The organism is Nostoc sp. DedSLP04 (assembly GCF_034530775.1).
GTDB lineage: Bacteria > Cyanobacteriota > Cyanobacteriia > Cyanobacteriales > Nostocaceae > Nostoc.
In genome coordinates this window covers 1-23,198 of record NZ_JAVRCL010000092.1, presented here as the reverse complement: position 1 = coordinate 23,198, position 23,198 = coordinate 1, and the positions used below count along the sequence as shown (strand labels likewise).

Sequence of the window (23,198 nt, the reverse complement as noted above, 5' to 3'; positions counted from 1 at the left end):
CTCTGATTAACTCAGCCCTGCTGGGTCGTTTTGCATAGCTTAGTCTAAACTCCAGGGAATAGCTTAACAAAGGAATAGACATATTAGAGCTATAAATTTGCAGGGATTGTGAATTATCTATGAGCCAAAACAGTTCTGCTAGCGAGGCGTTGAGTCAGTACCGAGTTCTAAAGATTCCCAATTCAGCACTCCTGAAAGGCATTTAATTTTGCTCTTGTCTCCCTTATCCCCAGTTATTAGCCCTTTGAGTTGTAATTGCCGCAAAACTGATTAGTAGTATGCCAAGTTTAAGTTCGTAGTCAGGACTTCAGTCCTTATTTTCTAAGCACTAAAGTGCTTACTACAAACCCTCAATATTAACTTAGACATTCTACTAGTAGGCTGTAGTGGAACTTTGCCTAACTTTAATAAGTTGCTCAAGCAATTGAGATATTAGTTGGATTTACGCATTGATGGGAGCGCAACTGAAAAGATGCCTAAAATTCATCAATCCTATTGCCCGATAACAATAGCAACAGCTAAAAATAGGCAACGATACAACTCAAATTTCGCTACTAAACGGATAAACTTGAAACTTGCGATCGCTGATTTAACTTTGCTGAAACAACGACTCAAGAACAGTAATTTGCTCACTTTCCATAATATAGGAATTTCCTAAAGCCTGTCTATATACAATTCTGATGATGGCTTTAAATTTTTCTACCGATTAACCAAACATCCTTCTGGTTGAGTGAGTAATGTGAAACAGACGGTTAAAAATAGAGTTCTTTGGGAAGGTCTTAAGAACGATTAAAGGTTCTTGCCTTTTCTTGGTGCTATGATGCGATCGTCTAAAAAACTCAGCCCGAAAAGAGAAGTTGAAAATTTCTAGGAATGCTAAGAATAATTTGTTATCTTCATTAGTTATCCAAGCTTAGTTATTATACCTTATGAATCGTTCCGCCTGTTTAATCTTCAATCCTGTTGCGGGTCAGGGCGACCCAGATACAGAGCTAGCAGAAATTCGGGCAATATTAGAGCCAGAGATCGATCTAGATATTTATTTTACAACTGAAGAAATCGATGCCGACCAACTGGCATCTCAAGCTATAGAGCGAGGAGTAGATGCAATCATTGCTTCCGGGGGGGATGGTACTCTCTCAATAGCGGCGGCGGCTGTAGTGGGAACTGATATCCCATTTGGGATCGTTTCCAGAGGAACAGCCAACGCTTTTGCCACAGCTTTAGGAATTCCTGACACGATCGCAGGTGCGTGTCAGACAATTTTGCAGGGAGCAACCACCCATGTAGACGTAGCCTATTGCAACGATCGCCCAATGGTACTTTTGGCAGGTATTGGCTTTGAAGCTGAAACTGTAGAATTGGCAGATCGAGACGCCAAAAATCGCTTTGGGATGATGGCCTACGTTTTGGCAGGAATCCAGCAATTAAGAAATTTAAAAAACTTTGATGTTGAAATTGAAACTGAAGATAGGATAATTAAAACTAGCGCCAGTGCAGTAACGGTAGCAAATGCCGCACCTCCCACTTCAGTTTTGGCTCAAGGCCCAGCAGGTCTGGTTTATGATGATGGGTTACTAGATTTAACAATTGTAGCTCCAACTAACAAAGCAGGAGCGATCGCTGCCACGTTTCATCTATTTCAAACGGCTTCCACAGGTAACGCCGTTGAACGAGATGATATAGGTTTCCTGCGAGCCAAACAATTTAAAATTACTACAGAGCCACCACAAAAAGTTGTTCTAGATGGTGAAATAGTAGGCACAACACCTGTAGAAATTAAGTGTGTACCAGCAGGCTTAAGAATTTTCGTGCCATTAGTAGAAGAAGTTGAGCCGACCGAAAAACTAGAGGGACTCCCTAATCTGATTATTGAGATGAAAGATACAGCAGAAGAATGAGGGTATGGGGCATGGGGCATGGGGCATGGGGCATGGGGCATGGGGCATTGGGCATTGGGGACTGGGGATTAGGAATAATTTCTGCTCCTCTGCTCCCTTGCTCCCCTGCCCCTCTGCTCCCCTGCTCTCCCTGCTCCCCTTCAATTGAAACTCAGGAGAGGTTGCATTGAAACTTGTATCTGATCCAACGATCGCTAATAAAATTCGGAAAATGAATCAGCGGGTACGGTGGCAAGATCCGTTAATTGTTGAACGGGATATTGACCAAACTCGGCTGGTTTTGGAAGATGGTCAAACAGACAATTCTGAGTTCTCATTTTTAGTTGTTGGTGATAGTGGTTCCGGCAGGCACCGGGGACACAATCCCCAACGACAAGTAGCTGAACTTATGCTGCCTCATCACCACGAATCCCGTTTTATGCTGCATACGGGAGATGTGATTTATTTAGTGGGATCGAGTGAATACTACCAGCAAAACTTTATTCAGCCTTACCGAGAGTTTATCTTTGGCATAGAGCATCGCAAACGGATTGCTTACGACCAGATGGTTTTTAAGCTGCCCATCTTACCAGTGCCGGGAAATCACGATTACTATAACTTGCCGATTTTATTGAGCTTGGCATCCCTAACAACATTACCCATTCGCCAGCTGTTGCGATCGCGGTTAGACCTAGATGTAGGTTTACATGGCTCAAGATGCGGTGACGCTTACGCAAAGGCATTTCTTGACTATCTAAAGGCGTTTCAGCTTCCAGGAGAGTTAGCCAGCCACTTAGATCGGTATTACACAGCCAAGACAGATACAGGTCGTTGTCTTTCCTATCAACCTGGGGAATTTACCCGCCTTCCTAATCGCTATTACACATTTCGTTACGGCGGTATTGATTTCTTTGCTTTAGATTCTAATACCTTTAACGATCCACCACCGCTACCGAAAACAAAAAAAGGTAACGCCGATCGCAAACTCTTAGAAAAACGTCGCGAGGATTTAGAGCAAGAAAAACTGCAAATTATTGAAACCTCAGCCAAACTTCGACCGGAAGACCCCAGTGAAGCCGATCAATTAGACGACTTCCATGCCAAGATGTCACAAATTGAAGAAATTATTGTTGATATCGATAAGCAACTAGCTACTAATAAAACCACGTTGACTGACACTGAACAACTGGATTGGCTCAAGCAAAGATTAATTGAATCTTGGAATAATTCTGAAGTTCGCGGAAGGATAATTTATTTCCATCATCCTCCTTATGTAACTGAGGCGACGAAGTGGGAACAAGCACAAACTCTAATTGTTCGCGATCGCCTGCGTGGGGTACTGGATGCGGTAGCTAAAGAAATCGGTTCCTTAAATCAGGGTCGTCCTTTGGTAGATTTAGTAATAAATGGTCACGCACACTGCCTAGAACACCTAGAAACAATGGATACGGGACACGCTGATTCTCATATCCACTGGATTGTTTGTGGCGGTAGCGGGTTTAGTTTGCGACGCCAGCGAATTGAGGGAGCAGATTTGATGGAGGAGAATAGATTAGTAGCGCGATCGCATCTCTTCATCGGTCGCAACGGTCAAGGTTCTCAGAAGCGACGACCTTATTCAGGTTTACGTATTGATGTTAAAGGCGATAAACAGCCCAAGTTTATTGTCCGTCCTTTGGTTGCCGAATGGTATCAGCAGCAATGGCATAATCGCGAACTTGAGCCGTTGATTATCGAACCACACACAATCTAAAAAAAATTAGAGACGCAATTATTGCGTCTCTAGAAAACACCTATTTAGCCTTCTTACGTGTAATTGCACCCAGCAAAAGAGTTGTTAATTAAATTATTCCTGGGCCTCTACCGCGGCTGTCACCCTTATCTGTCAACTTGCCTTCCTCATCCTGATTAACTTCTCCAAGTTCTTCGATCCGCTGTTGCTTCTCTTCTGCGGCTTGCTGGCGTGCATCACCCGGTTCTTCGTAATACATTTCCGGTTCAATTGCATAGTTATTAGACAAACCTTCATTATCTATGGTATAGCCGTCAGTGGTACGTATACTTTCGGAATCGGTTTGATCGTCAGTAGGTGCTTCTGCTTCCCGTTCTTCCGTAGGAGTTTTTTTGAACTTATCTCCTTCTCTTTCCATTCTAGCGGCGGTTTCAGCAGGGATAATGCCGCGATCGTAATTATTGACTTCCGCTCTATCAGATGAATCTGTATCTCTCTTAACTGCTTCATTAGCCATAATTTATGTCCTCGTTAAAGAATCTATTAAATAACTTCAGAAACTAGATTAGGCTGTATCTCATCTCCAAGCTACTATCTTGAGAAGTGACTTAAATTTAAAAATAATGTTATATTCTCTATCTTTTGATGTATCTAAAACACTAAGGTTGAGTCCGGTTAAATACTGTGAATTAATATTTCTTGGTAGAACAAGAGTTTTAGTTGAAGCCAACTTAATATAAAAAGGGCAATTAGAAACTTCAACTATACAAGGCTTTACCCAAGCCGGCAGAACCGGACGAGAGTTTGCGTAGCTGCAAATTCTATTTGCCCGTGTAAACTCTTGTTTAATAGACAAAAAATTTACTCGCCCACGAATTGGTTTTTCAGTGATTGAATTTCATCGGCTAATTCTTGGCGAGTTGAAGCCTTCAGTAGATAACGGAAAACAAACCAACTGGTGTAACTAATTCCAACTAACTCAAAAAGTGGTGATAGTAGGGGAATATCATTGATTGCAGCTAGTACCGTCAGTACTACTCTAGCTGTAATAATCGCTGCCAAAATTAAAGCAACGCTTATTAGAGGCTGCTTATAGTCTCGAAAAAAGTCACTTAAGTATTGGGGCAGTTGCTCTAAAAATTGAGAAATTTGTCTGCTAATTTGCTGCCATTGAGATTCAGGTTCGGATGCTGGGGGTAACTTTGGCAAGTTTGCAGTATCAGTACCTTCAAGTGCTAGCGTACCTTGTGATAAGGAAGCATCGATCGATTCACGTTGCTGTTGTTCGGTTTCCATAGTTTTTATGTTTGGTAACTACAAGACTTTGTATAACTGTGAGCATCAATAAATATAGTTATTAAGGTTGTCAGTTATCAATTATTAGTGGTCAGTTAAGCTTATTACTGACCACTCAGGTTTAGCAGGAGCAGTTAAATCGGTTTATCCTTACCTGCTCGCTTGGGTTTATTAGTTAGTTGCCTTAGTTAGTTACTTTGGCAACAGTTGCTTTCACAACTACACTATTCACACCTTTAATTTCCTTAGCTAATTTTTCAATTTTAGCCAATTCTTGCTGATTAGTGACAGTTCCAGCCACAGTCACAACACCACCATCTGCGGCATTAACTGTTAGTTGACTCTTGGGGATATTAGCCTCTAATTTGGAGCGAACTTCACTTTCTAAGTCAGCTTTAGCTCTTTTTGTATCGCCACCAGTAGTATTATTGCGCTGTTCGCGAGCGCGAATATCCTCATTGAGTTGTCTTCTACGAACTTCACTTTGTGCATCTTTTTGAGAAGCTTCTGTTGTTTTCGCAGTTGGTGTTTGGGGAGCCTCATTAGGATTGTTGGGTGCAGATTCACTTGTTTTAGAAGCGTTATCACAAGCAGCAACACCAAACACTAAAAGGCAACTAATTACGAAAGGGGTTAGCTTTTTCATTGGTTTAATTCTGAATCCGAAAATGAAATCTATTGATCTTTACGGCAAAGATGAGGAGCAAGTTTTTTTAGTCAGGAGCAAAGTTTTCAAATTATTGCTCCTGCAATTTTGTCTAATTAGTGTGAGTGAAAACTACTTTAGGTTAAAGTACTTCATCACGACGATCGACAATAACTACAGCAGGATCGTTTCTATGAGGCTCTGTTGAGTAATTGGGGCGAATCGGATCGACTACTGCTGCGTCATCATGCGTTACTCGGTCGGAACCTGGGCGATAGTCACTAATCTCAGTGGCATCATAGATTGCAAATTCTTCAATACCTCGACGCTTAAGAATTGCTTCAGCTTGGTGGATTTCAGCTTCTGTACCATCGAGAATTACTAAATAGTCGCCTCTTTGGAAGCGATCGCTATAAACTCGCGCCCTGTCTTCAGGAATTCCCAAGCCAACAAGTGCGCCTACAATACTACCGGCTGCTGCACCGATCGCGCCACCAGCTAATGTTGTCGCCAAAGCTGTTGCAACTGCGCCACCAGCAATTACAGGCCCGATTCCAGGAATTGCTAGAGTTCCAAGTCCAACTAATAAGCCGGTCAAGCCACCCAGAACACCGCCTGTAGCTGCTCCAGTTTTTGCGCCATCGTCTGCTTTATTACCAGTACCAACGTTTCTGTCTACATCTACACCACCGATCCCATGACCGTCTGTATTTTTGGCAATGATGGAGACTTGATTCAAGGAAAAACCTGCATCTCGTAATTCTGTAATTGCTGCTTCTGCATCTCGACGATGAGAAAATACCCCGATCGCACGTTTGGAAACACCACTATAACCCGCATTCGCAGCTGGAGTCACATAACCAGTGGCTGGATTTGTCGCATCTGGGTGGTCGTAAATGCCAAACTCTTCCACACCCTGATGATTTAAAATTGATTCTGCTCTAAGTATTTCTGAATCTGTACCATCAATAATGACTAAATAGTGTCCTCGTCTAACACGTTCGTCATAAACTCTAGCTCGTTCTTCAGGAATTCCTAGACCAATTAATGCACCAAGTAAACTACCAGCTACTGCACCAATACCAACGCCAGCGAGAGTTGTAGCTAGGGTAGTTGCTGCGGCTCCAGCCAACATGATTGGCCCGATTCCAGGGATTGCTAAAGTGCCAAGACCAACTAATAAGCCAGTCAATCCGCCCAAAGCACCGCCTGTAGCTGCTCCGACTTTAGCACCTTCGTCAGATTGATCGCCAACGTGATCGCTCACATCCGCACCAGCAATATCGTCTCTGTCACCATCTTGGGTAATAACAGAAACTCTGTTCATGTCAAAGCCAACTTTTTTTAATTCATGTAGGGCGTGTTCAACATCTCGACGATGAGAAAATACACCTACAGCACGTTTATGTACACCGACTACCATTATTCTTTCTCCTCAGCAAACAAAAATCAATTATTTACTAATTCATAGCTCGTAGTAACCATTATTTATACATGTTTCTATTTAATTTTCATCAATCGCTTGGAAGAATTTTTATCTCTATCATTAGATATAGGTAGTTTTATCTAAAGTTAGTAACTAAATCTCTACTAAAAAATATATTTTATTTTCTAAAGTTTTTATAACAATTATTCTCTGTTTTCAATATTTCAATAAAATTGATACTAAAATACATTATTTTCTCAGATTTGCTAGTGTAACCCACCCGCTCATAACCTTCTATATCAGTAGATACAGTTTTATGAGATTTATTTTTGCCTAATATTGGCTCATAAATTGTTAACTAAATTATAAGTTTTTTTGAAACAAAAAATAAATATTTATTTCTTTTAAATACGACTTTTGGCTAACCAACTTATTACTAAAGAAAGTGCCAGCTTACATAAATGATAATTAAGCTGATAAATAAGCCTATGAATAGGTATTTAATTGAGTAAAAGTGAGAGAATATGATGTTTCAAGGTGTTCTAACTTTTTTTAAATGGAATTGGCTATCTTTTGGATCGGCGCCGATAACTTTAGCTCAGGAAGTACTAACTCCAGAAGAAGCATCAGTTGTTTTTTCTGGGCCTAAATTGTTGGTAGCACTGCTAGCTGGGGTTTTGATGGCATTTGCCTTTCAATTATTATTGACAAACTTTTCAGTCGCTGTCGGAATTTCATCTTGGGAAATAGGCTCAGATTCTGATGATGAGTCTGAAAGTTTGGGTAAGACAATTCGTAAAGGTCAAGCTAAAGTTGGTACTTGGGCATTAATAACCGTTAGCATTGCATTATTTATTGCTTGTTTTTTAGCAGTAAAACTTAGCCTAATCGAAAGCGCATTTTTAGGAGCAATTATTGGTGTAGTCATTTGGTCTACCTATTTTTCACTAGTAATTTGGTTGGGTTCATCAGCAGTAGGTTCTTTAATTGGTTCTATATCTAATACTGTTACTTCTGGTTTTCAAACTCTGATGGGCACGGCAACTGCTGGCATCGGTGCTAATACTGCAAAAAAACAGTTAGTTTCTACTGCTGAAGATATTACAGCCGCAGTCCGGCGGGAATTAACTTCAGGTTTTGATTCTGAAGGTATTAAAAATACTCTCCAAAGTTCTTTAAGTTCTCTGCAATTGCCAAAGCTGGATATCAAAGAAATTCGGAGTCAATTTGATCAACTTCTTAAAGATACAGATTTGCAATCTGTTGCTAATAGCGACCTATTGCAAAACGTTAATCGCCAACAAATTGTTGATTTAATCAGTAGCCGTAGCGATTTATCTCAAGAAGATATCAATAGCATTGCCGATCAATTTGAAGGTGCATGGCAACAAGCTTTAAATCGCAAAAATCCCACCGAACAAGTAATTAATTTACTCAAGTCTGCTACACCTGAAGAACTTAATTCCGATCGATTAGGTGAACGGCTGCAAGAATTGGTTACAATCGGAGGCGGTAATGGCAATGGTATAATCAAGCAAGCTATTACGTATGGCTTAAGTGCAGCTGCGCCAGCAGTTCTGGAACGGGTAAACCTTTCTAATATCGATGTGAACAAAATTACAACTCAGTTGCAAAAACTGAAAGAAAAAGTTCAAGATGTCGATGTCGAGCAAGTCACAGAACAATTTCAAAAGTTTAGAGAGGAAGCAACTGAGCAAGTATCTGCAAAATTACCCATATCACTGGAAAATACAATTAAGGCAGATGTAGAAGACTACATATTGCATTCGTTTCCTTGGCACTTCAATCGAATTACCCTAATAGATGAATTTAAAGAAGTCATCTATGACGTAAATGCAGATCCAACAACTGTGAGACGAGAGTTGGAAGAAATCAATCAAGAATATTTCACCAACTTACTGAAGCAGCGCGGTGATATTAGCGAAGCTAGGGTAAAAGAAATTTCCGAACAAATGGAAAGCGATCGCCTGGAAGTTTTAGAAACTGTCAAACAGGTTCAAACAAGAGAAAAAGGGCAAGATTTCCGCAGCCGCATTGAAGATTATCTGCGTTCTACGGGTAAAGACGAACTCAATCCCGAAGGTATTGAACGAGACTTTGGCAACTTGCTAGACGATCCACAAGCTGGCTTTGAAGATTTAAATAGCCGCTTCGGACAATTTGACCGCGATACTTTTGTACAATTGCTCCAACAGCGTCAAGATATCAACGAAGAGGAAGCTAATAATATTGTTAGTCAACTCGAACGCAACCGCGATAATCTCTTGAATCGTGCTAGAGAATTGCAAGAACAAGCAAAAGCAAAAGCCGATGAACTGCGTCAAAGAGTTGAAAACTATCTGCAAAATACTAATAAAGACGAACTCAATCCCGAAGCGATCAAACGTGAGTTTAGAATTTTACTAGACGATCCCCAAGCTGGAATTAGCCTCTTACGATCGCGTCTATCGCAATTTGACCGCGATACTTTAGTACAATTGCTCAGTCAGCGTCAAGATTTGAGCGAAGAACAGATAAATCAAACTCTCGATCAGCTAGAAGCAGTCCGAGATAGTATTTTGCAAGTACCGCAACAAGCGAAAGAACAGTACGAAAAAACCACAAAAGCGATCGCCGAATATCTTCGCAATACCAACTTGGAAGAACTTAATCCCGAAGGTATCAAAGCCGATTTGGAAAAATTACTCGACGATCCTCAAGCTGGAGCCTTAGCACTGCGTGATCGCTTATCTAATGTCGATCGAGAAACCTTAGTAAAACTCGTGAGTCAACGCGGCGACTTGAGCCAAGAGCAAGTTAATCAAATCATCGATCGCGCTCAAGATGCCATTGGTGATATTCTGAGAGCGCCACGACGTTTAGCGAAGCGCACGACTCAACAAGCTTTAGATTTTGAAGCCAATCTCGAAGAATATCTGCGTAATACTAACAAAGATGAACTCAATCCCGAAGGAATCAAACGCGATTTACAATTGCTGCTGTCTTCTCCCCGCGCTGGACTTGGGAGTTTAAGCGATCGCGCCGCGAAATTTGACCGTTCGACAATTGTGGCGCTATTATCCCAACGTGAGGATATCTCAGAAGAGGAAGCTAACCGAATTGTGGATCAAATTGATTCTGTTCGCAGCTCGATTGTCGAACAATTCCAACAGATTCAGCAGAGAGTGCAATCAGTGCTAGACGGAGTTTTTGCCAAAGTTCGCAACTATCTCAACTCCCTGAATCTTCCTGAACTCAACTATGAAGGCATTAAGCAAGACTTTGCAAAAGTCTTCGACGATCCCCAAGCTGGATTTGAAGCATTGCGCGATCGCCTCAGTGAATTCGATCGTGACACCTTAGTTGCTGTATTGAGTTCTCGTGAAGATATTTCCGAAGCGGATGCTAACCGCATTATTAACCAAATAGAAGCGGCGCGGGATGGCGTATTGCATCGAGCCGAACGCATTCAGAAAGAAACTCAAAAACGCCTGAAAGCGATTCAAGAGCAAGCTAAAAAGCAAGCTGAAGAAACCAAGAAAACCGTTGCCAATGCTGCATGGTGGATATTTGGGACAGCGATTACTTCTCTTTGCGCCAGTGCGATCGCAGGTGCGATCGCTGTAACTGGCATAACTCTACCTGGATAAATAAAATATCTGCATAATCAGGAATTTTGAGAAATACAAAGTGGCATTCAGTCTTTATAAATGAATGCCACTTTTTTATTTATAAAAAAAGTATCGCGATCTCAAGTCCCGTTAATTATTATTTCTTAAATCTAGAAAAAAGTAAGCTTGAGGTAGTATCATACTTTTATTATTCTGAATACAGAAAAAATGTCCTAAAACCTATGCAATTCCGTAGAAGATAATCTGCTTATTTGCTAGCAGATTGCTGCTAGAAACTGTGAATTCATCAGGTACAAGGACATAACATGACTGTTGGCACAATCTATTTTGATGCCAATATCATCAATAGATCCAGTGTTTCTCAAATCTTTAGACTTAACAGCAAAGACCTGATTAGAACAGGTCTAATTTGTTATATCTTCCTACTCGTTATTTCTCTCCTGGGGAAGTGGCAAATTAATTTTTTACCCTCTAAATTCAGGATAAATTCACTATGCCAATTATTAACGGTACTAATCAGCCTGACAATCTTGGTAATTCTTTTTCTGTTCTACCTGATATCATCAACGGATTTGACGGTAACGATACAATTAGGGGCGGAAAAGGCAACGATACGATTAATGGTGGTTCTGGCGACGATAGAATTAACGGCGGAAACGGTAATGATAGCCTTCTGGGCGGATCTGGCAGCGATACGATTGACGGGGGAAGAGGCAACGATATAATTGACGGCGGATCTGGCAACAATACGATTGACGGCGGATTTGACGGTGACGATAAGATTCAAGGTGGTAATGGCAACGATACAATTAACGGCGTATCTGGCAACGATCGGATTGACGGCGGATCTGGCGACGATACAATTAACGCTGGTTCTGGCAACGATACGATTAACGCTGGTTCTGGCAACGATACGATTAACGCCGGAGTGGGGAACAATATAATTAATGGTGTTTCTGGCAACGATACGATTAACACCGGATCTGGCGACGATACAATTAACGGTGGATTTGGCAACGATACGATTAACGCTGGTGATGGCAATAATACGATTGATGGTGGATATGACAACGATATAATTAACACCGGATCTGGCAACGATAGGATTCAAGGCGGATCTGGCAACGACACGATTAACGGCGGATCTGGGAACAATAGGATTGACGGCGGATCTGGCGATGATAAGATTGACGGTGGATTTGGCAACGATACGATTAACGCTGGTTCTGGCAACGATACGATTAACGCCGGAGCGGGGAACAATATAATTAGCGGTGTATCTGGCAACGATCGCATTAACACCGGATCTGGTGACGATACAATTATTGGCGGATTTGGCAACGATACGATTAACGCCGGTGATGGTAAAAATACGATTGACGGCGGATCTGACGACGATATCATTAATACTGGATCTGGCAACGATAAGATTGACAGCGGATCTGGCAACGATAAGATTGACGGCGGATCTGGCAACGATAAGATTAACGGCGATTCTGGCGACGATAACCTGGTTGGCGGATTGGGCAACGATAGCCTAGTTGGCGGATCTGGCAATGATACGATTAGCGGTGATTTTGGTAACGGTGGTATCCTCACGGGTGTTGGTGGAACTGATGTTCTCACTGGAGGATTGGGTAACGATGTTTTCGATTTCAACTTCGTTTCAGAGAGTCAACCTGGTTTGTTACAGGATGCGATCGCTGATTTTGTAGGAAACGGCATCCTTGCAGGGGATCAAATCGATCTATCTACTATCGACGCCAACTCCACTAAAGAGGGCAACCAAGCCTTCACTTTCATCGGGAGTCGTGCATTCTCTGCAATCGGTCAAATCCGTTATTCAGGAGGTATTCTCCAAGGTAGTACTGATGGCGATCTGTTGGCTGAGTTTGAAATTCGGCTTACAAGAGCGCCACAGCTAGTGGAAAGCGACATTATCCTTTAATTTAATATTATCTGCCTTAAAAATAAGGCAGAATGCAGAATTTTGATAATTGAATAGTCACAAAGAGAGATAAGTTTAGCTTGCCTTTCTAATAGTTTATAATTATTAAATTGCGCCACCTCTACATCAGAAAATTAGGTAATATAATCGCAACTGTTGCAATGATGCCACTGAATGAAGAAATGTCAGAGAATTTGAGAAGGCACATTGTAACGCAAGGGATGTAGCGATGTCTACGACGGGCTACGCCTACGCACTGGTTAACAAGGCTTTTAAGTTATTGGCAATTACTTCCTTATATATAACTAGATAAATAACCGAATAAATCTCAAAAAGTAAAACCAACCCTATCTGAACAAAGGTTTCAGATTTTGTTTTAGCGAGAGGAATAAAAAAGGGATAATTACTCTTTCTTATAGATAGAAAAAAGTAGGCTTGAAAGTAATAGTATAGTGTTGTGATTGTGGATAAAATCAAAACGTTCTAAAAGTTATGCGCTTTTGTAGGAGGAAATCAGCTTGTTTCATACCATCCTACTACTGCAACCAGTAAAGATATAAGAACATGACATTACTCTTGGCATAATTTTGATGCCAATATCATCAATACATTTAGTGCTTGTCAAATCTTCAAACTTAACACCAAAGACCTGTTCCAATCAGGTGTGGTTCAGTTATCTCTACCCACTCGTTATTTTTTTGCCTTGTCTTCTCGGCGTTGCTGAATGAAAGTGTGAAATTTAAAAATTCAATATTTGAAACTGTTTCCTTTACACCTTTGAGGGAAACCAAATTCATCCTCTTAATCAGCAACACCGTTTTCTGATCGGAAAGTGACGAGGTTATTTTTTACCCTCTAAGTTCAGGAGAAACTTACTAATGGCAATTATCGAAGGTAGCATTTTTAATGACAACAATACCATCAACGGTTCCCCACTAATCTTTCGTCCTGCCCTCAATGGGGGTGCTGGCAGCGATATCCTGAATGGCAATGCCGGCAACGATATCTTAAATGGGGGTGCTGGCAGCGATATCCTGAATGGCAATGCCGGCGACGATAGTCTAAATGGCGATGCTGGCAGCGATATCCTTAACGGTAATGTTGGCAGCGATACCCTTAACGGTAATGCTGGCAGCGATATCCTTAACGGTAATGCTGGCAGCGATCTTCTCACTGGCGGTGCTGGCAACGATACCCTAAATGGGGGTGGTGGCAGCGATATCCTTACTGGCGGTGCTGGGACTGATTCTCTCACTGGCGGTGCTGGCAACGATATTTTCGATTTCAATTCAGTTTCAGATAGTCCTACTGGTTTGTCACGAGATATTATCGCTGACTTCGTTGGAAACGGTATCTTTGCAGGCGATCAAATCGATCTATCTACCATTGACGCTAACTCCAGTGTAGCGGGCAACCAAGCCTTTAGTTTCATTGGTGCTGCCGCATTCTCAGCAGCCCGTCAGGTTCGTTATTCAGGAGGTACTCTTCAAGCTAACATTGATGGGGATCTCTCACCTGAGTTTGAGATTGGACTGACAGGAGCACCATCACTAGTGGCAAGCGACATCATCCTCTAATCTAATATACCTCTTGCAAAAGCGCTGAACACCCTACTTCTAAGAGCAAGCGTTTAGGAGTAGGGTTCTTATTTATGATTTATGCAAACAGTAATATTGAAGAATAATTTAGGTGCAAAGCCAAACATACTCCAACTGTGAGAAAATGCAGTAGGCTTTAAGCTGTCAACAATGATATCGCTATAATCAAGCACAGTTAAATACTAACAAAGTTGCTCATATCAACTGCACCTAACAGAAGCACATCTAAAAAATATAAAATTACCAATGCTGCGTATGTATGAGAAAATCTGTTAATACAATCAATCGCAAAACTTGTGATGATGCCACAATAGCCAAATTGTAACGTTAGGGAATGCAGCGATGTCTACGACGGGCTATTCGCGTCGCACTGGTCTAACAAGGGAATGGCACTAAGTTAAAATACAACCCTAATTACGATCCTGGGAGGCTCTGCCTCCAATGGCTTTAGCAGAGGCAGCAGCCCTCTCGAAATACATTTCCAGTCTTAAGACTGGGAACGAATTCAAGTTACACAAATCTTTAGGCTTTTCTTCGGGTCATGTGTCTAACAAAGCTTTTAACTTATTGGTAATTATTTGTTATCAAGTTACACAAATCTTAAGGCTTTTCTTTGTGTCATATGTCTAACAAAGCTTTTAACTTATTGGTAATTATTTGTTATATATAACTACAGAAACCACTAAAAAAATATCAATATGCAAAACCAACTCTATCTGGACAAAGGTTTTGTATTTTATTCTGGACAGAGAATAAAAAAGTTAATTATTATTTTTTTTGAGAAAAAAATCTGCTGAGGGTAATACTATAGTATTGTTATTATGAATACAGTATTAATATCATTAAATCTATATAATCACGTAGAAAAAATCTACTGTTCCTGAGTAGTTTCCAACTGAAACAACTGAAAATAGAAGGTACAAGGGCATCAGATGATTTTTGGTATAAATATGAAATAAATATCATTAAATACATCTAGTACTTCTTAAATATTCTCAAATACTCTCGAATATTCAAACTTAATAGTAAAGGACTATTCCAATCAGGTTTGTTCAACAATATACTCCAATTATTGATATTTTGACCTGGTTTTGTCGGCATTGCTGAATGAAAGTATGGAATTCCCAAATTCCATGTTTTAAATTGCTTGCTTTATGTATTTGAAGGAAATCAAATTCATACTCTTAATCAGCAATGCCGTTTTATAATGGAGAAGTAAAGAGGTAATTTTTTTTTCCTCTAAGTTTAGGAGAAACTCATCAATGGCAACTTCAATATCAATCTCCTCCGGTAGCGGCAGTGTTAGCGCCAGCTCTAGTAGTTATAGCAGTAGCGGTGGCAGTAGCAGTAGCAGTAGCAGTAGCAATAATGGTCAGAGCGATGTCATTAACGCTAGTGGTGGCAACAGTACCCTTGTAGGTGGTAGTGGCAAGAGTATCCTTAACGCTGGTGGTGGCAATGATAGCCTCTTTGGTAACGCTGGCAACGATATTCTTAACGGTGGTGCTGGCAACGATACGCTCAATGGCGGTACTGGGGATGATGTCCTGGCTGGCGGTAGTGGAAAAGATATTCTCACTGGAGGATCGGGTAATGATGTTTTCAAGTACAACTCAATTTCTGATACTCCACTTTCGGGACGCGACATAATCACTGACTTTCGTGGAAATGGAACCTTGTCAGGCGATCGCATCGATCTATTTAATATTGATGCCAACTCCACTATTGGAGGCAACCAAGCTTTTACTTTCATTGGGAGTGCCCAATTCTCTGCACCCGGCCAAATCCGTTATTCAGGAGGTATTCTCGAAGGTAGCACTGATGGGGATCGGTCGGCTGAGTTTCAAGTTCGGCTTATAGGAGCACCACAAGTAGTGTCAAGTGACTTCATTCTTTAATTTAATATTCCTGCCTTGAAAATAAGGCAGGAGGCAGAAGGTAGAAGGCATTAGAGAATGAAAATATCTCTTTCCCAGTCTTCAATCCCTAGTCACTATTTTCAAGGCAGATATAATTTTGAAGAAGAACTCTAGTGCAAAGTTAGAGTGTCTCCATCTGTGCACCGGAATCAATATCAATATACTAAGCTTATAAATGTGGAAAGTCAGAGCCTCACCTTGGGGCAATGACTTTTTTTCATATTTAAATTCGTGTATTTCCGGCACTTTAGATGCTATACACATAAGAATCATCCCTATTTAACACAAACGCTTAGATGAAGATTTATTCTAGTTAGGGCTGACCAAAAGACACGGTGAAACATAGAGAATTACTCATATTCGATCGCACCGCCCAGGCATGAGAAAATCATCAGGTAATACAATCGCAACAGTTGCGATGATGGCACGGAAGGAAAAAAGATGTCGGAGAATTTGAAAAGCCAAGTTGTAACGCAAGGAGTGCAGCGATCGCCTAATCGAGCTATGCTGCGTGCAGTTGGTTTTAAAGATGAAGATTTCAATAAAGCTATTGTGGGCATTGCCAATGGCTACAGCACGATCACTCCCTGTAATATGGGGATAAATCAACTGGCACAAAGGGCAGAAGTTGGGATTAAAACCGCCGGAGCGATGCCGCAAGTATTCGGTACGATTACCATTAGTGATGGGATTTCGATGGGAACTGAAGGGATGAAATATTCCTTAGTATCGCGGGAAGTGATTGCCGATTCCATTGAAACCGCCTGTACTGGACAAAGTATGGATGGTGTGCTGGCTATTGGCGGTTGTGATAAAAATATGCCAGGGGCAATGCTAGCGATCGCTCGGATGAATATCCCTGCAATATTCGTTTACGGTGGTACAATTAAACCCGGTCACTATAATGGACGCGATTTAACTGTTGTCAGTTCTTTTGAAGCTGTTGGTCAATACAGTGCTGGAAAAATTGACGAAAAGGAATTATTAGAGGTTGAAGGTCGAGCTTGTCCTGGTGCTGGTTCCTGTGGGGGAATGTTCACAGCTAACACCATGTCTTCAGCATTTGAAGCGCTGGGGATGAGTTTACCCTATTCTTCAACAATGGCGGCAGAAGATGCCGAAAAAGCCGACAGCACCGAAAAATCAGCATTTGTGTTAGTCGAAGCGATTCGCAAACAAATATTACCCCGACAAATTATCACCCGCAAATCTATAGAGAATGCTATCTCTGTGATTATGGCGGTGGGTGGTTCGACCAATGCAGTACTACACTTTTTAGCGATCGCCCGCGCCGCTAATGTAGAGTTAACTATAGACGACTTTGAAACTATCCGCGCTCGCGTTCCCGTTTTGTGCGATCTAAAACCAAGTGGTAAATATGTTGCTACAGATTTGCACAAAGCTGGCGGTATTCCGCAAGTCATGAAGATGTTACTTGTGCATGATTTATTACACGGTGATAGTCTCACCATTAGCGGTCAAACCATTGCAGAGATATTAGCAGACATCCCAGAAGAACCATCTGCCAATCAAGATGTGATTCGGACTTGGAATAACCCGATGTATCCTCAAGGACATTTAGCCATCCTCAGAGGTAATTTGGCAACGGAAGGAGCTGTCGCCAAAATTACTGGGGTGAAAAAACCAATAATTACCGGGCCTGCACGGGTGTTTGAGTCGGAAGAAGCCTCTTTAGATGCAATTTTGGCGGGTAAAATTCAAGCTGGTGATATTCTAGTCATCCGCTACGAAGGGCCTAAAGGCGGCCCTGGAATGCGTGAAATGTTGGCTCCCACCTCAGCAATTATCGGGGCTGGTTTGGGTGATGCTGTAGGATTAATTACCGACGGACGCTTTTCTGGCGGTACTTACGGCATGGTGGTTGGTCATGTGGCTCCAGAAGCAGCAGTTGGTGGTGCGATCGCGCTTGTAGAAGAAGGCGATAGTATTACTATTGATGCACCCGCTCGTTTGTTGCAGTTGAATATATCTGAAGAAGAACTGGCCCGTCGTCGTGCCAATTGGCAACCTCCGGCTCCGCGTTACACTAAAGGCGTGTTGGCAAAATATGCCAAATTGGTATCTTCTAGCAGTATTGGTGCTGTGACAGATTTGGACTTGTTTTAGTTAACCTGACAACTGTGGCGCAAGTTTGCCTACCTTTAACAAGGGGCTTTAGCCCCTTGTCTGCTTATTTGAGATAGTCGCTGAATTTTCGCTGTTCTGTAATAGTTTGATCTAGCGATCGCTTCTAAAGAAGTTGCAAAGACAAACTCACTAACTTACTTTGCGATCGCAAGCGTGGTAAAACAAATTGCTGTATCGAAAGAAATACTGTTGATTGCCTCTAAGTTTTGAAGCTATTGAAAAGGGATGCTCTGTATTTATACCAGATTTATACCTGAATTTTATGAGTTTTTGGAAAAACCTTGAAAAAGTTTCAGGAAATTTACATAGAAGAAGTGATATCAATCGATATACTACAGAAATACCATTGACCATCAACTGCTGAAAAACCTAAAAGGGCACAAAATGAGTTCTGAATCTAACGTCAAACTGACGCTCACTCTTTCTAATCCAGATTTAGATGCAAAGGAGCAAGAACGAGAAGCACGGAATCTGCTGCGAGAAATCAAAGACTTAGATGTAGAAAGTGCTGAATTAGTAGCAGCTACAGAAATACCCGAAGGAGCCAAGTCTGTTGGCGGTTTTCTGGTGGGGGTATTGCAGGCAGAGGTGAGCCTAGCCAATTTTAAGAAAGTGTTGGGATATTTGGGCGATCGCTTGGGCAACAAAACCATTGAATTGGAAGTTGAAGCTAACGGCAAAAAACTGAAGGTGAAAGCTAGTAGTCGGGAAGAATTAACCGCCGCCATTGAAGAAGCTCAAAAGTTTATCGCAGGTAGCTAGCCGATAAATTCCACAAATAAAGGAGAATAGCGATATGGCGAAGGTAGCGCTGCTAATTGGTGTAAGCGAGTATGGAGCAGACATTACCTCATTGCTTGCGGCTACAAAAGATGTGGAGGCAATGCAGCGAGTTTTACTAAACCCAGAAATGGGAGGATTTACCGAGACCGATGTTGTAATACTAAAAAATCCCGATCGGCAGGAAGTGGAAAATGCCATATACAGACTTTTTGCCAATCGCCAAAGAGAAGACCTGTTGCTGTTTTACTTCTCTGGTCATGGAATTAAAGATGAAAACGGCAAACTTTACTTATCAAACTGTAATACTTGCAAAGATAATGGGAGGCTATTTAAGCCTTCAGCGCTAGCAGCTAGTGTTCTGAACGAAAACATGAATGAAAGCAAATCTGAGAGACAGGTGGTCATTTTGGATTGCTGCTTTAGTGGGGCAATTGCTCGGGATATGATTCCAAGAGATGGCAGCACGGTAAATTTGCAGGAAGAGCTAGGTGGAAAAGGACGAGCAATTCTGACTTCTTCCACATCTACTCAGTATGCATTTGAGCAGGAAGGTTTAGAACTTTCAGTTTACACACGCTATCTAGTCGAGGGGATTGAAAAAGGAGCCGCCGATAAAGATGGAGATGGACAGATTTCTGTTGATGAACTGCATGAATATGCCAGTATTAAAGTCAAGCAAGAAGCTCCAGCAATGACACCGAAAATCTACCCAGTGGAAGAAGGTTATAAAATTTACATAGCTAAAGCACCAAAAGGTGATCCAAAGCTTATTTATCGCAAACTAGTTCAAGAATTGGCAAAAGAAGGCAGTGGCGAAATTCATGAACTTGATCGTATTACATTAGAAGTAAAACAAGAGAGTTTGCAACTAACGCTTGAGGACACGAAATCAATTGAAGTAGAGGTTTTAAAACCTTACCAAGAGTATAAAAGGAAATTACAGAAGTATGAGGAGGCGTTCTGTAAGGCGAGAGAATCAGATTCTAATCTCAGTGATAAAACTCGTACTAAGTTAAAACGTCTTCAAGAACTTTTAGTACTTGGAGATGATGATATAAACCCAATTGAAGCCCGAATTTGTGAGATACAACCTTCAAAAATTATCGACCAAAAAGATGAGGAGACAGCTAAAATTGAAACTCTCATAAGTGACGAACAGCCAACTACCCCACCTCCGGTAAATCCTCAACTTACCCGAAATAGCAATTTATTATATTACATTATAGGAGCGTGCACTATCGGAGTAATCGGAGTAGTTATTGGCGCTAATTTAGACTTATCTCGGCAAACTGCATCTGGAGATAAACCTCTAGTAAACTCTTGTGCTCAAAAAGAGACTTATAATTTAAATGACAGCATTAGCTTGGGTGAAGAAATTTTAGATAAACGAGATACAAATCTAGATAAAAAAGCTGGAGCACAAGAATTTGCTAAGGATAATTGTCAGATTGCTATTAATAAATTCGATTTATATAGGAAAGAGCATCCCACAGACCCAGAAGCCTTAATTTACTTGAACAACGCTAAAGCTCGTCAGCAAAGAGAACGGCTCAAAATTGCTGTGAGCGTACCTATTGATACCGACCCAGATTTAGCAAAAGAGATACTGCGCGGTGTAGCTCAAGCTCAAGATGAGGTAAACAACAATAACAGCATTAATGGCAAGCTATTGCAGGTAGCGATCGCCAACGATGATGAGAAATCAGGCACTCCTAGAAAAATTGCGAACGCCTTAGTCGGAGATCCAGAAATTTTAGGTGTAGTAGGTGCTGCTTCTAGTAATGCTACCTTAGAAGCAGGCAAGGTCTATAAAGATAAACTTGTAGCTATTTCTCCTACTAGCACTGCTGTGAATATTTCTGGTTCTAACTCCTATATTTTTCGCACAGTTTTTAGTGATGAATTACCAGCACAAAAATTAGCTAATTATATGGTTAAATTGCAGAAAAAAAATGCAGTGGTTTTCTATAATTCTACTAATCTCTATAGCATATCGCTAAAAGACAAGTTTGTTAAAGCTGTTCAAGAAAAGCGTGGAAAAGTATCGCTGGAAAATCAATTTGACTTAAATAGTGACAATTTTGATGCAGAAAATGCTATAAAACAGGTTATTAATCAAGATGCAGTGTTGATGTTAATCTCGGATTCAGAAACACTAGAGAAAGCTGACAAAGTAATTCAGGCGAATAATCACAAGTTACATATATTTGGAGGAGATAATGTTTTCAGCCTAAAGACTTTAAACTCTTGGGGAAAGCAAGCTGAGGGGATGGTAGTAGCAGTTCCTTGGGATATTAGTAATGCTTCTAACTTAAACTTTGTCAATAATTCTAAAACATTATGGAAATCTAAGGTGAACTGGCGAACGGCTACGGCTTATGATGCAACTCAAGCAATTATTGCAGGTTTGCGGAAAAATAATACCCGTGAAGGACTACAACAAGAACTGCACAAATCTGATTTTTCATTCGATGGTGCAACGGGAAAGATTCAGTTTTTACCATCAGGCGATCGCAAATATAATCCCATCTTCTTAGTCCAAGTTAAACAAAAACCTGATAAAAAAGACGAATATGAGTTTGTGCCGATTCAACCTTAATTTTGAAGCTTTACTTAATAGCGATGCCTACGGCGGTAAACTACGCACTTATTTGTTGTGAGATTTGAAAATAGCGATCGCACTTACTCATTCTGACATTTAAAAATAGCGATCGCACTTATTTGTTGTGAGATTTGAAAATAGCGATCGCACTTACTCATTCTGATATTTAAAAATAGCGATCGCACTTACTCATTCTGATATTTAAAAATAGCGATCGCATCCAGTCTTTTACTTACAGCAATTCGATAAACTCATCAACACTCAGCCCAACCTGTCTAATAATTGCTCGTAAAGTTCCTTTGTCTAATTCTTGATGATTCGGGACAACCACTTCAGCAAATGGCTCATCCCGACGTAAAATAATGTGGCTTCCCCGTTGTCGCAAAACATAAAAACCAGCCTTTCCCAAAGTTTTGATGCACTGTTGACCAGAAAGGATAGGTAACTTGCTCATACATCAACTAAAACAGTTTCCAGATGATCTTCTGGAATAGGACGACCTTCTTTTTGTAAAACTTCAATATATAATTCAATAGCTTCCTTGATATTGGCAATAGCTTCTGTTTTCGTCTTCCCTTGGCTGATACAAGCAGGTAAGCTAGGACATTCAGCCACCCAATAACTATCTTCTCCTGGATAGATAATAACTTGTCTCTTCATCTATTACTCCTACAAATCAAAACTGTAGTCCAAATAAATCAAAAAAGCCAAAATTTCTCACAACATATCTGGATTTTCACCCAACTCTCTCAATCTAGCTGCTAAACGAGCCGCTTTTGCAGCTGCGGCTTCTTCTCGTATACCAGCAGCTTCGGCTTGTGCAACTGCGGCTTGTGCTTGTGCAACAGCAATTTCCGCCTGCGTGACTGCGGCTTGTGCTTGTGCAGCAGCTTCGTCTGGTAACAAAACCAAATTGCCAGCTACATCGTAAAACCGCAACCATATCGCCGTTTCTCTGTCTATTGTTCCTTCACAGGTTCCCAGCCATAAACCTAACTTTTGACACCACAGCCAACCACGCTCATTCGGTGTCAAAGATTGATATTGCTGATTATGATCTAAATGCCACCCTTGCAAAGAATTTGGATCAAATGGGTCATAGACAAAATAATCTGAGGTATGAAAAGTTTGTTCGTAAAGGTCTTTCTTAACAGTCTTATCTATTTTGGTTGTGGATGGTGACATTAATTCTACAATCACATCAGGATAACGACCATTTTCTTCCCACACTACCCAACCTTGCCGAGAATTAGTCCCGTCCACATTCAAGACAGCAAAGAAATCGGGGCCACGGAAATCCTGGTTACGTACTTGGGCGCTGCTGTAATAAATAAACATATTGCCCCCAGTAAAAAAATCATTTCGGTCAGCCCAAACTTGCTGCAATGACCGAATCAACACATTCATGGCAATACGGTGGCGATTTGATTCCAAGGGTTCACCATCATCAAAAATTAAATCTGTAGGTGGTGTGGGGTGTTCCCAGTCTAAAATGGCTCTTGGATTGTTTTCGATAGTCATGAGCGATCGCCTTGGGAGCATCCCATTTTTGCAAAAACATTAGATAGCAAGTTGACCATTGAGGTAG

The 23,198-nt window shown here is 41.1% G+C and carries 16 protein-coding genes; 9 read left to right on the top strand and 7 right to left on the bottom strand.

From position 1 onward, the window contains the following. Positions 1 to 929 precede the first annotated feature (929 nt). A complete protein-coding gene (locus RMX89_RS32175; protein ID WP_322691799.1) occupies positions 930 to 1,901 on the top strand; it encodes a YegS/Rv2252/BmrU family lipid kinase in 972 nt (323 codons plus the stop codon). 166 nt (positions 1,902 to 2,067) lie between these two features. Beyond that, positions 2,068 to 3,633 carry a metallophosphoesterase gene (locus tag RMX89_RS32170; protein ID WP_322691798.1) on the top strand — a complete coding sequence of 522 codons (1,566 nt, stop codon included), beginning with the start codon at positions 2,068 to 2,070 and terminating at the stop codon, positions 3,631 to 3,633. An 88-nt stretch (positions 3,634 to 3,721) separates the two neighbouring features. Here the strand turns inward: RMX89_RS32170 and RMX89_RS32165 are convergent, their stop codons facing one another. The 4 genes from RMX89_RS32165 to RMX89_RS32150 all read right to left on the bottom strand — a co-directional run bounded on the left by RMX89_RS32165 (position 3,722) and on the right by RMX89_RS32150 (position 6,977). Then, a complete protein-coding gene (locus tag RMX89_RS32165; protein WP_322672032.1) occupies positions 3,722 to 4,129 on the bottom strand; it encodes a hypothetical protein in 408 nt (135 codons plus the stop codon). Between the two features lie 344 nt (positions 4,130 to 4,473). Beyond that, a complete protein-coding gene (locus tag RMX89_RS32160) occupies positions 4,474 to 4,908 on the bottom strand; it encodes a CAAD domain-containing protein (RefSeq protein ID WP_322691797.1) in 435 nt (144 codons plus the stop codon). A gap of 184 nt (positions 4,909 to 5,092) precedes the next feature. Continuing rightward, positions 5,093 to 5,554, bottom strand: a complete 462-nt coding sequence (locus RMX89_RS32155; RefSeq protein WP_292741746.1) for a BON domain-containing protein — start codon at positions 5,552 to 5,554, stop codon at positions 5,093 to 5,095. A 142-nt stretch (positions 5,555 to 5,696) separates the two neighbouring features. Beyond that, entirely contained in the window at positions 5,697 to 6,977 is a 1,281-nt protein-coding gene (locus tag RMX89_RS32150) for a general stress protein (RefSeq protein WP_322691796.1), read from the bottom strand. A 530-nt stretch (positions 6,978 to 7,507) separates the two neighbouring features. On the opposite strand from RMX89_RS32150, the gene RMX89_RS32145 reads away from it, so the two are divergent. The 7 genes from RMX89_RS32145 to RMX89_RS32115 all read left to right on the top strand — a co-directional run bounded on the left by RMX89_RS32145 (position 7,508) and on the right by RMX89_RS32115 (position 21,607). After that, positions 7,508 to 10,630: an MFS transporter gene (locus RMX89_RS32145; protein ID WP_416212020.1), complete on the top strand. Its 3,123-nt coding sequence runs from the start codon at positions 7,508 to 7,510 to the stop codon at positions 10,628 to 10,630. Positions 10,631 to 11,105: 475 nt separating this feature from the next. Continuing rightward, positions 11,106 to 12,560, top strand: coding sequence for a calcium-binding protein (locus tag RMX89_RS32140; RefSeq protein ID WP_322691794.1), 1,455 nt, complete (start codon positions 11,106 to 11,108; stop codon positions 12,558 to 12,560). Positions 12,561 to 13,438: 878 nt separating this feature from the next. Beyond that, positions 13,439 to 14,137 (top strand): calcium-binding protein, encoded by a 699-nt coding sequence (locus RMX89_RS32135; RefSeq protein ID WP_322691793.1) that lies wholly within the window; start codon positions 13,439 to 13,441, stop codon positions 14,135 to 14,137. Positions 14,138 to 15,420: 1,283 nt separating this feature from the next. After that, positions 15,421 to 16,056, top strand: a complete 636-nt coding sequence (locus RMX89_RS32130) for a M10 family metallopeptidase C-terminal domain-containing protein (protein WP_322672038.1) — start codon at positions 15,421 to 15,423, stop codon at positions 16,054 to 16,056. A gap of 462 nt (positions 16,057 to 16,518) precedes the next feature. Continuing rightward, positions 16,519 to 18,204 carry a dihydroxy-acid dehydratase gene (ilvD, locus tag RMX89_RS32125; protein WP_322691792.1) on the top strand — a complete coding sequence of 562 codons (1,686 nt, stop codon included), beginning with the start codon at positions 16,519 to 16,521 and terminating at the stop codon, positions 18,202 to 18,204. Positions 18,205 to 18,609: 405 nt separating this feature from the next. After that, complete coding sequence (locus RMX89_RS32120; protein ID WP_322691791.1) at positions 18,610 to 18,987, top strand: hypothetical protein; 378 nt, start codon at positions 18,610 to 18,612, stop codon at positions 18,985 to 18,987. 34 nt (positions 18,988 to 19,021) lie between these two features. After that, positions 19,022 to 21,607, top strand: a complete 2,586-nt coding sequence (locus RMX89_RS32115) for a caspase, EACC1-associated type (RefSeq protein WP_322691790.1) — start codon at positions 19,022 to 19,024, stop codon at positions 21,605 to 21,607. Positions 21,608 to 21,842: 235 nt separating this feature from the next. Here the strand turns inward: RMX89_RS32115 and RMX89_RS32110 are convergent, their stop codons facing one another. From RMX89_RS32110 to RMX89_RS32100, 3 genes are read right to left on the bottom strand one after another with little or no spacing between them, the layout of a single operon-like run. Then, on the bottom strand, positions 21,843 to 22,064 hold the full coding sequence (locus tag RMX89_RS32110) for a type II toxin-antitoxin system HicA family toxin (protein WP_322691789.1): 222 nt from the start codon (positions 22,062 to 22,064) through the stop codon (positions 21,843 to 21,845). Beyond that, positions 22,061 to 22,270 (bottom strand): type II toxin-antitoxin system HicB family antitoxin, encoded by a 210-nt coding sequence (locus RMX89_RS32105; protein ID WP_322691788.1) that lies wholly within the window; start codon positions 22,268 to 22,270, stop codon positions 22,061 to 22,063. Before RMX89_RS32105 ends, RMX89_RS32110 begins: the two co-directional genes overlap by 4 nt. Positions 22,271 to 22,327: 57 nt before the next feature. Then, complete coding sequence (locus RMX89_RS32100; protein WP_322691787.1) at positions 22,328 to 23,131, bottom strand: Uma2 family endonuclease; 804 nt, start codon at positions 23,129 to 23,131, stop codon at positions 22,328 to 22,330. Positions 23,132 to 23,198 lie beyond the last annotated feature (67 nt).

What these genes read in the sequence shown, in the direction of transcription:
- RMX89_RS32175 (WP_322691799.1), top strand. Translation starts at nt 930, where the DNA reads ATGAATCGTTCCGCCTGTTTAATCTTCAATCCTGTTGCGGGTCAGGGC.
- RMX89_RS32165 (WP_322672032.1), bottom strand. Translation starts at nt 4,129, where the DNA reads ATGGCTAATGAAGCAGTTAAGAGAGATACAGATTCATCTGATAGAGCG.
- RMX89_RS32160 (WP_322691797.1), bottom strand. Translation starts at nt 4,908, where the DNA reads ATGGAAACCGAACAACAGCAACGTGAATCGATCGATGCTTCCTTATCA.
- RMX89_RS32155 (WP_292741746.1), bottom strand. Translation starts at nt 5,554, where the DNA reads ATGAAAAAGCTAACCCCTTTCGTAATTAGTTGCCTTTTAGTGTTTGGT.
- RMX89_RS32150 (WP_322691796.1), bottom strand. Translation starts at nt 6,977, where the DNA reads ATGGTAGTCGGTGTACATAAACGTGCTGTAGGTGTATTTTCTCATCGT.
- RMX89_RS32145 (WP_416212020.1), top strand. Translation starts at nt 7,508, where the DNA reads ATGTTTCAAGGTGTTCTAACTTTTTTTAAATGGAATTGGCTATCTTTT.
- RMX89_RS32140 (WP_322691794.1), top strand. Translation starts at nt 11,106, where the DNA reads ATGCCAATTATTAACGGTACTAATCAGCCTGACAATCTTGGTAATTCT.
- RMX89_RS32135 (WP_322691793.1), top strand. Translation starts at nt 13,439, where the DNA reads ATGGCAATTATCGAAGGTAGCATTTTTAATGACAACAATACCATCAAC.
- RMX89_RS32130 (WP_322672038.1), top strand. Translation starts at nt 15,421, where the DNA reads ATGGCAACTTCAATATCAATCTCCTCCGGTAGCGGCAGTGTTAGCGCC.
- ilvD (WP_322691792.1), top strand. Translation starts at nt 16,519, where the DNA reads ATGTCGGAGAATTTGAAAAGCCAAGTTGTAACGCAAGGAGTGCAGCGA.
- RMX89_RS32120 (WP_322691791.1), top strand. Translation starts at nt 18,610, where the DNA reads ATGAGTTCTGAATCTAACGTCAAACTGACGCTCACTCTTTCTAATCCA.
- RMX89_RS32115 (WP_322691790.1), top strand. Translation starts at nt 19,022, where the DNA reads ATGGCGAAGGTAGCGCTGCTAATTGGTGTAAGCGAGTATGGAGCAGAC.
- RMX89_RS32110 (WP_322691789.1), bottom strand. Translation starts at nt 22,064, where the DNA reads ATGAGCAAGTTACCTATCCTTTCTGGTCAACAGTGCATCAAAACTTTG.
- RMX89_RS32105 (WP_322691788.1), bottom strand. Translation starts at nt 22,270, where the DNA reads ATGAAGAGACAAGTTATTATCTATCCAGGAGAAGATAGTTATTGGGTG.
- RMX89_RS32100 (WP_322691787.1), bottom strand. Translation starts at nt 23,131, where the DNA reads ATGACTATCGAAAACAATCCAAGAGCCATTTTAGACTGGGAACACCCC.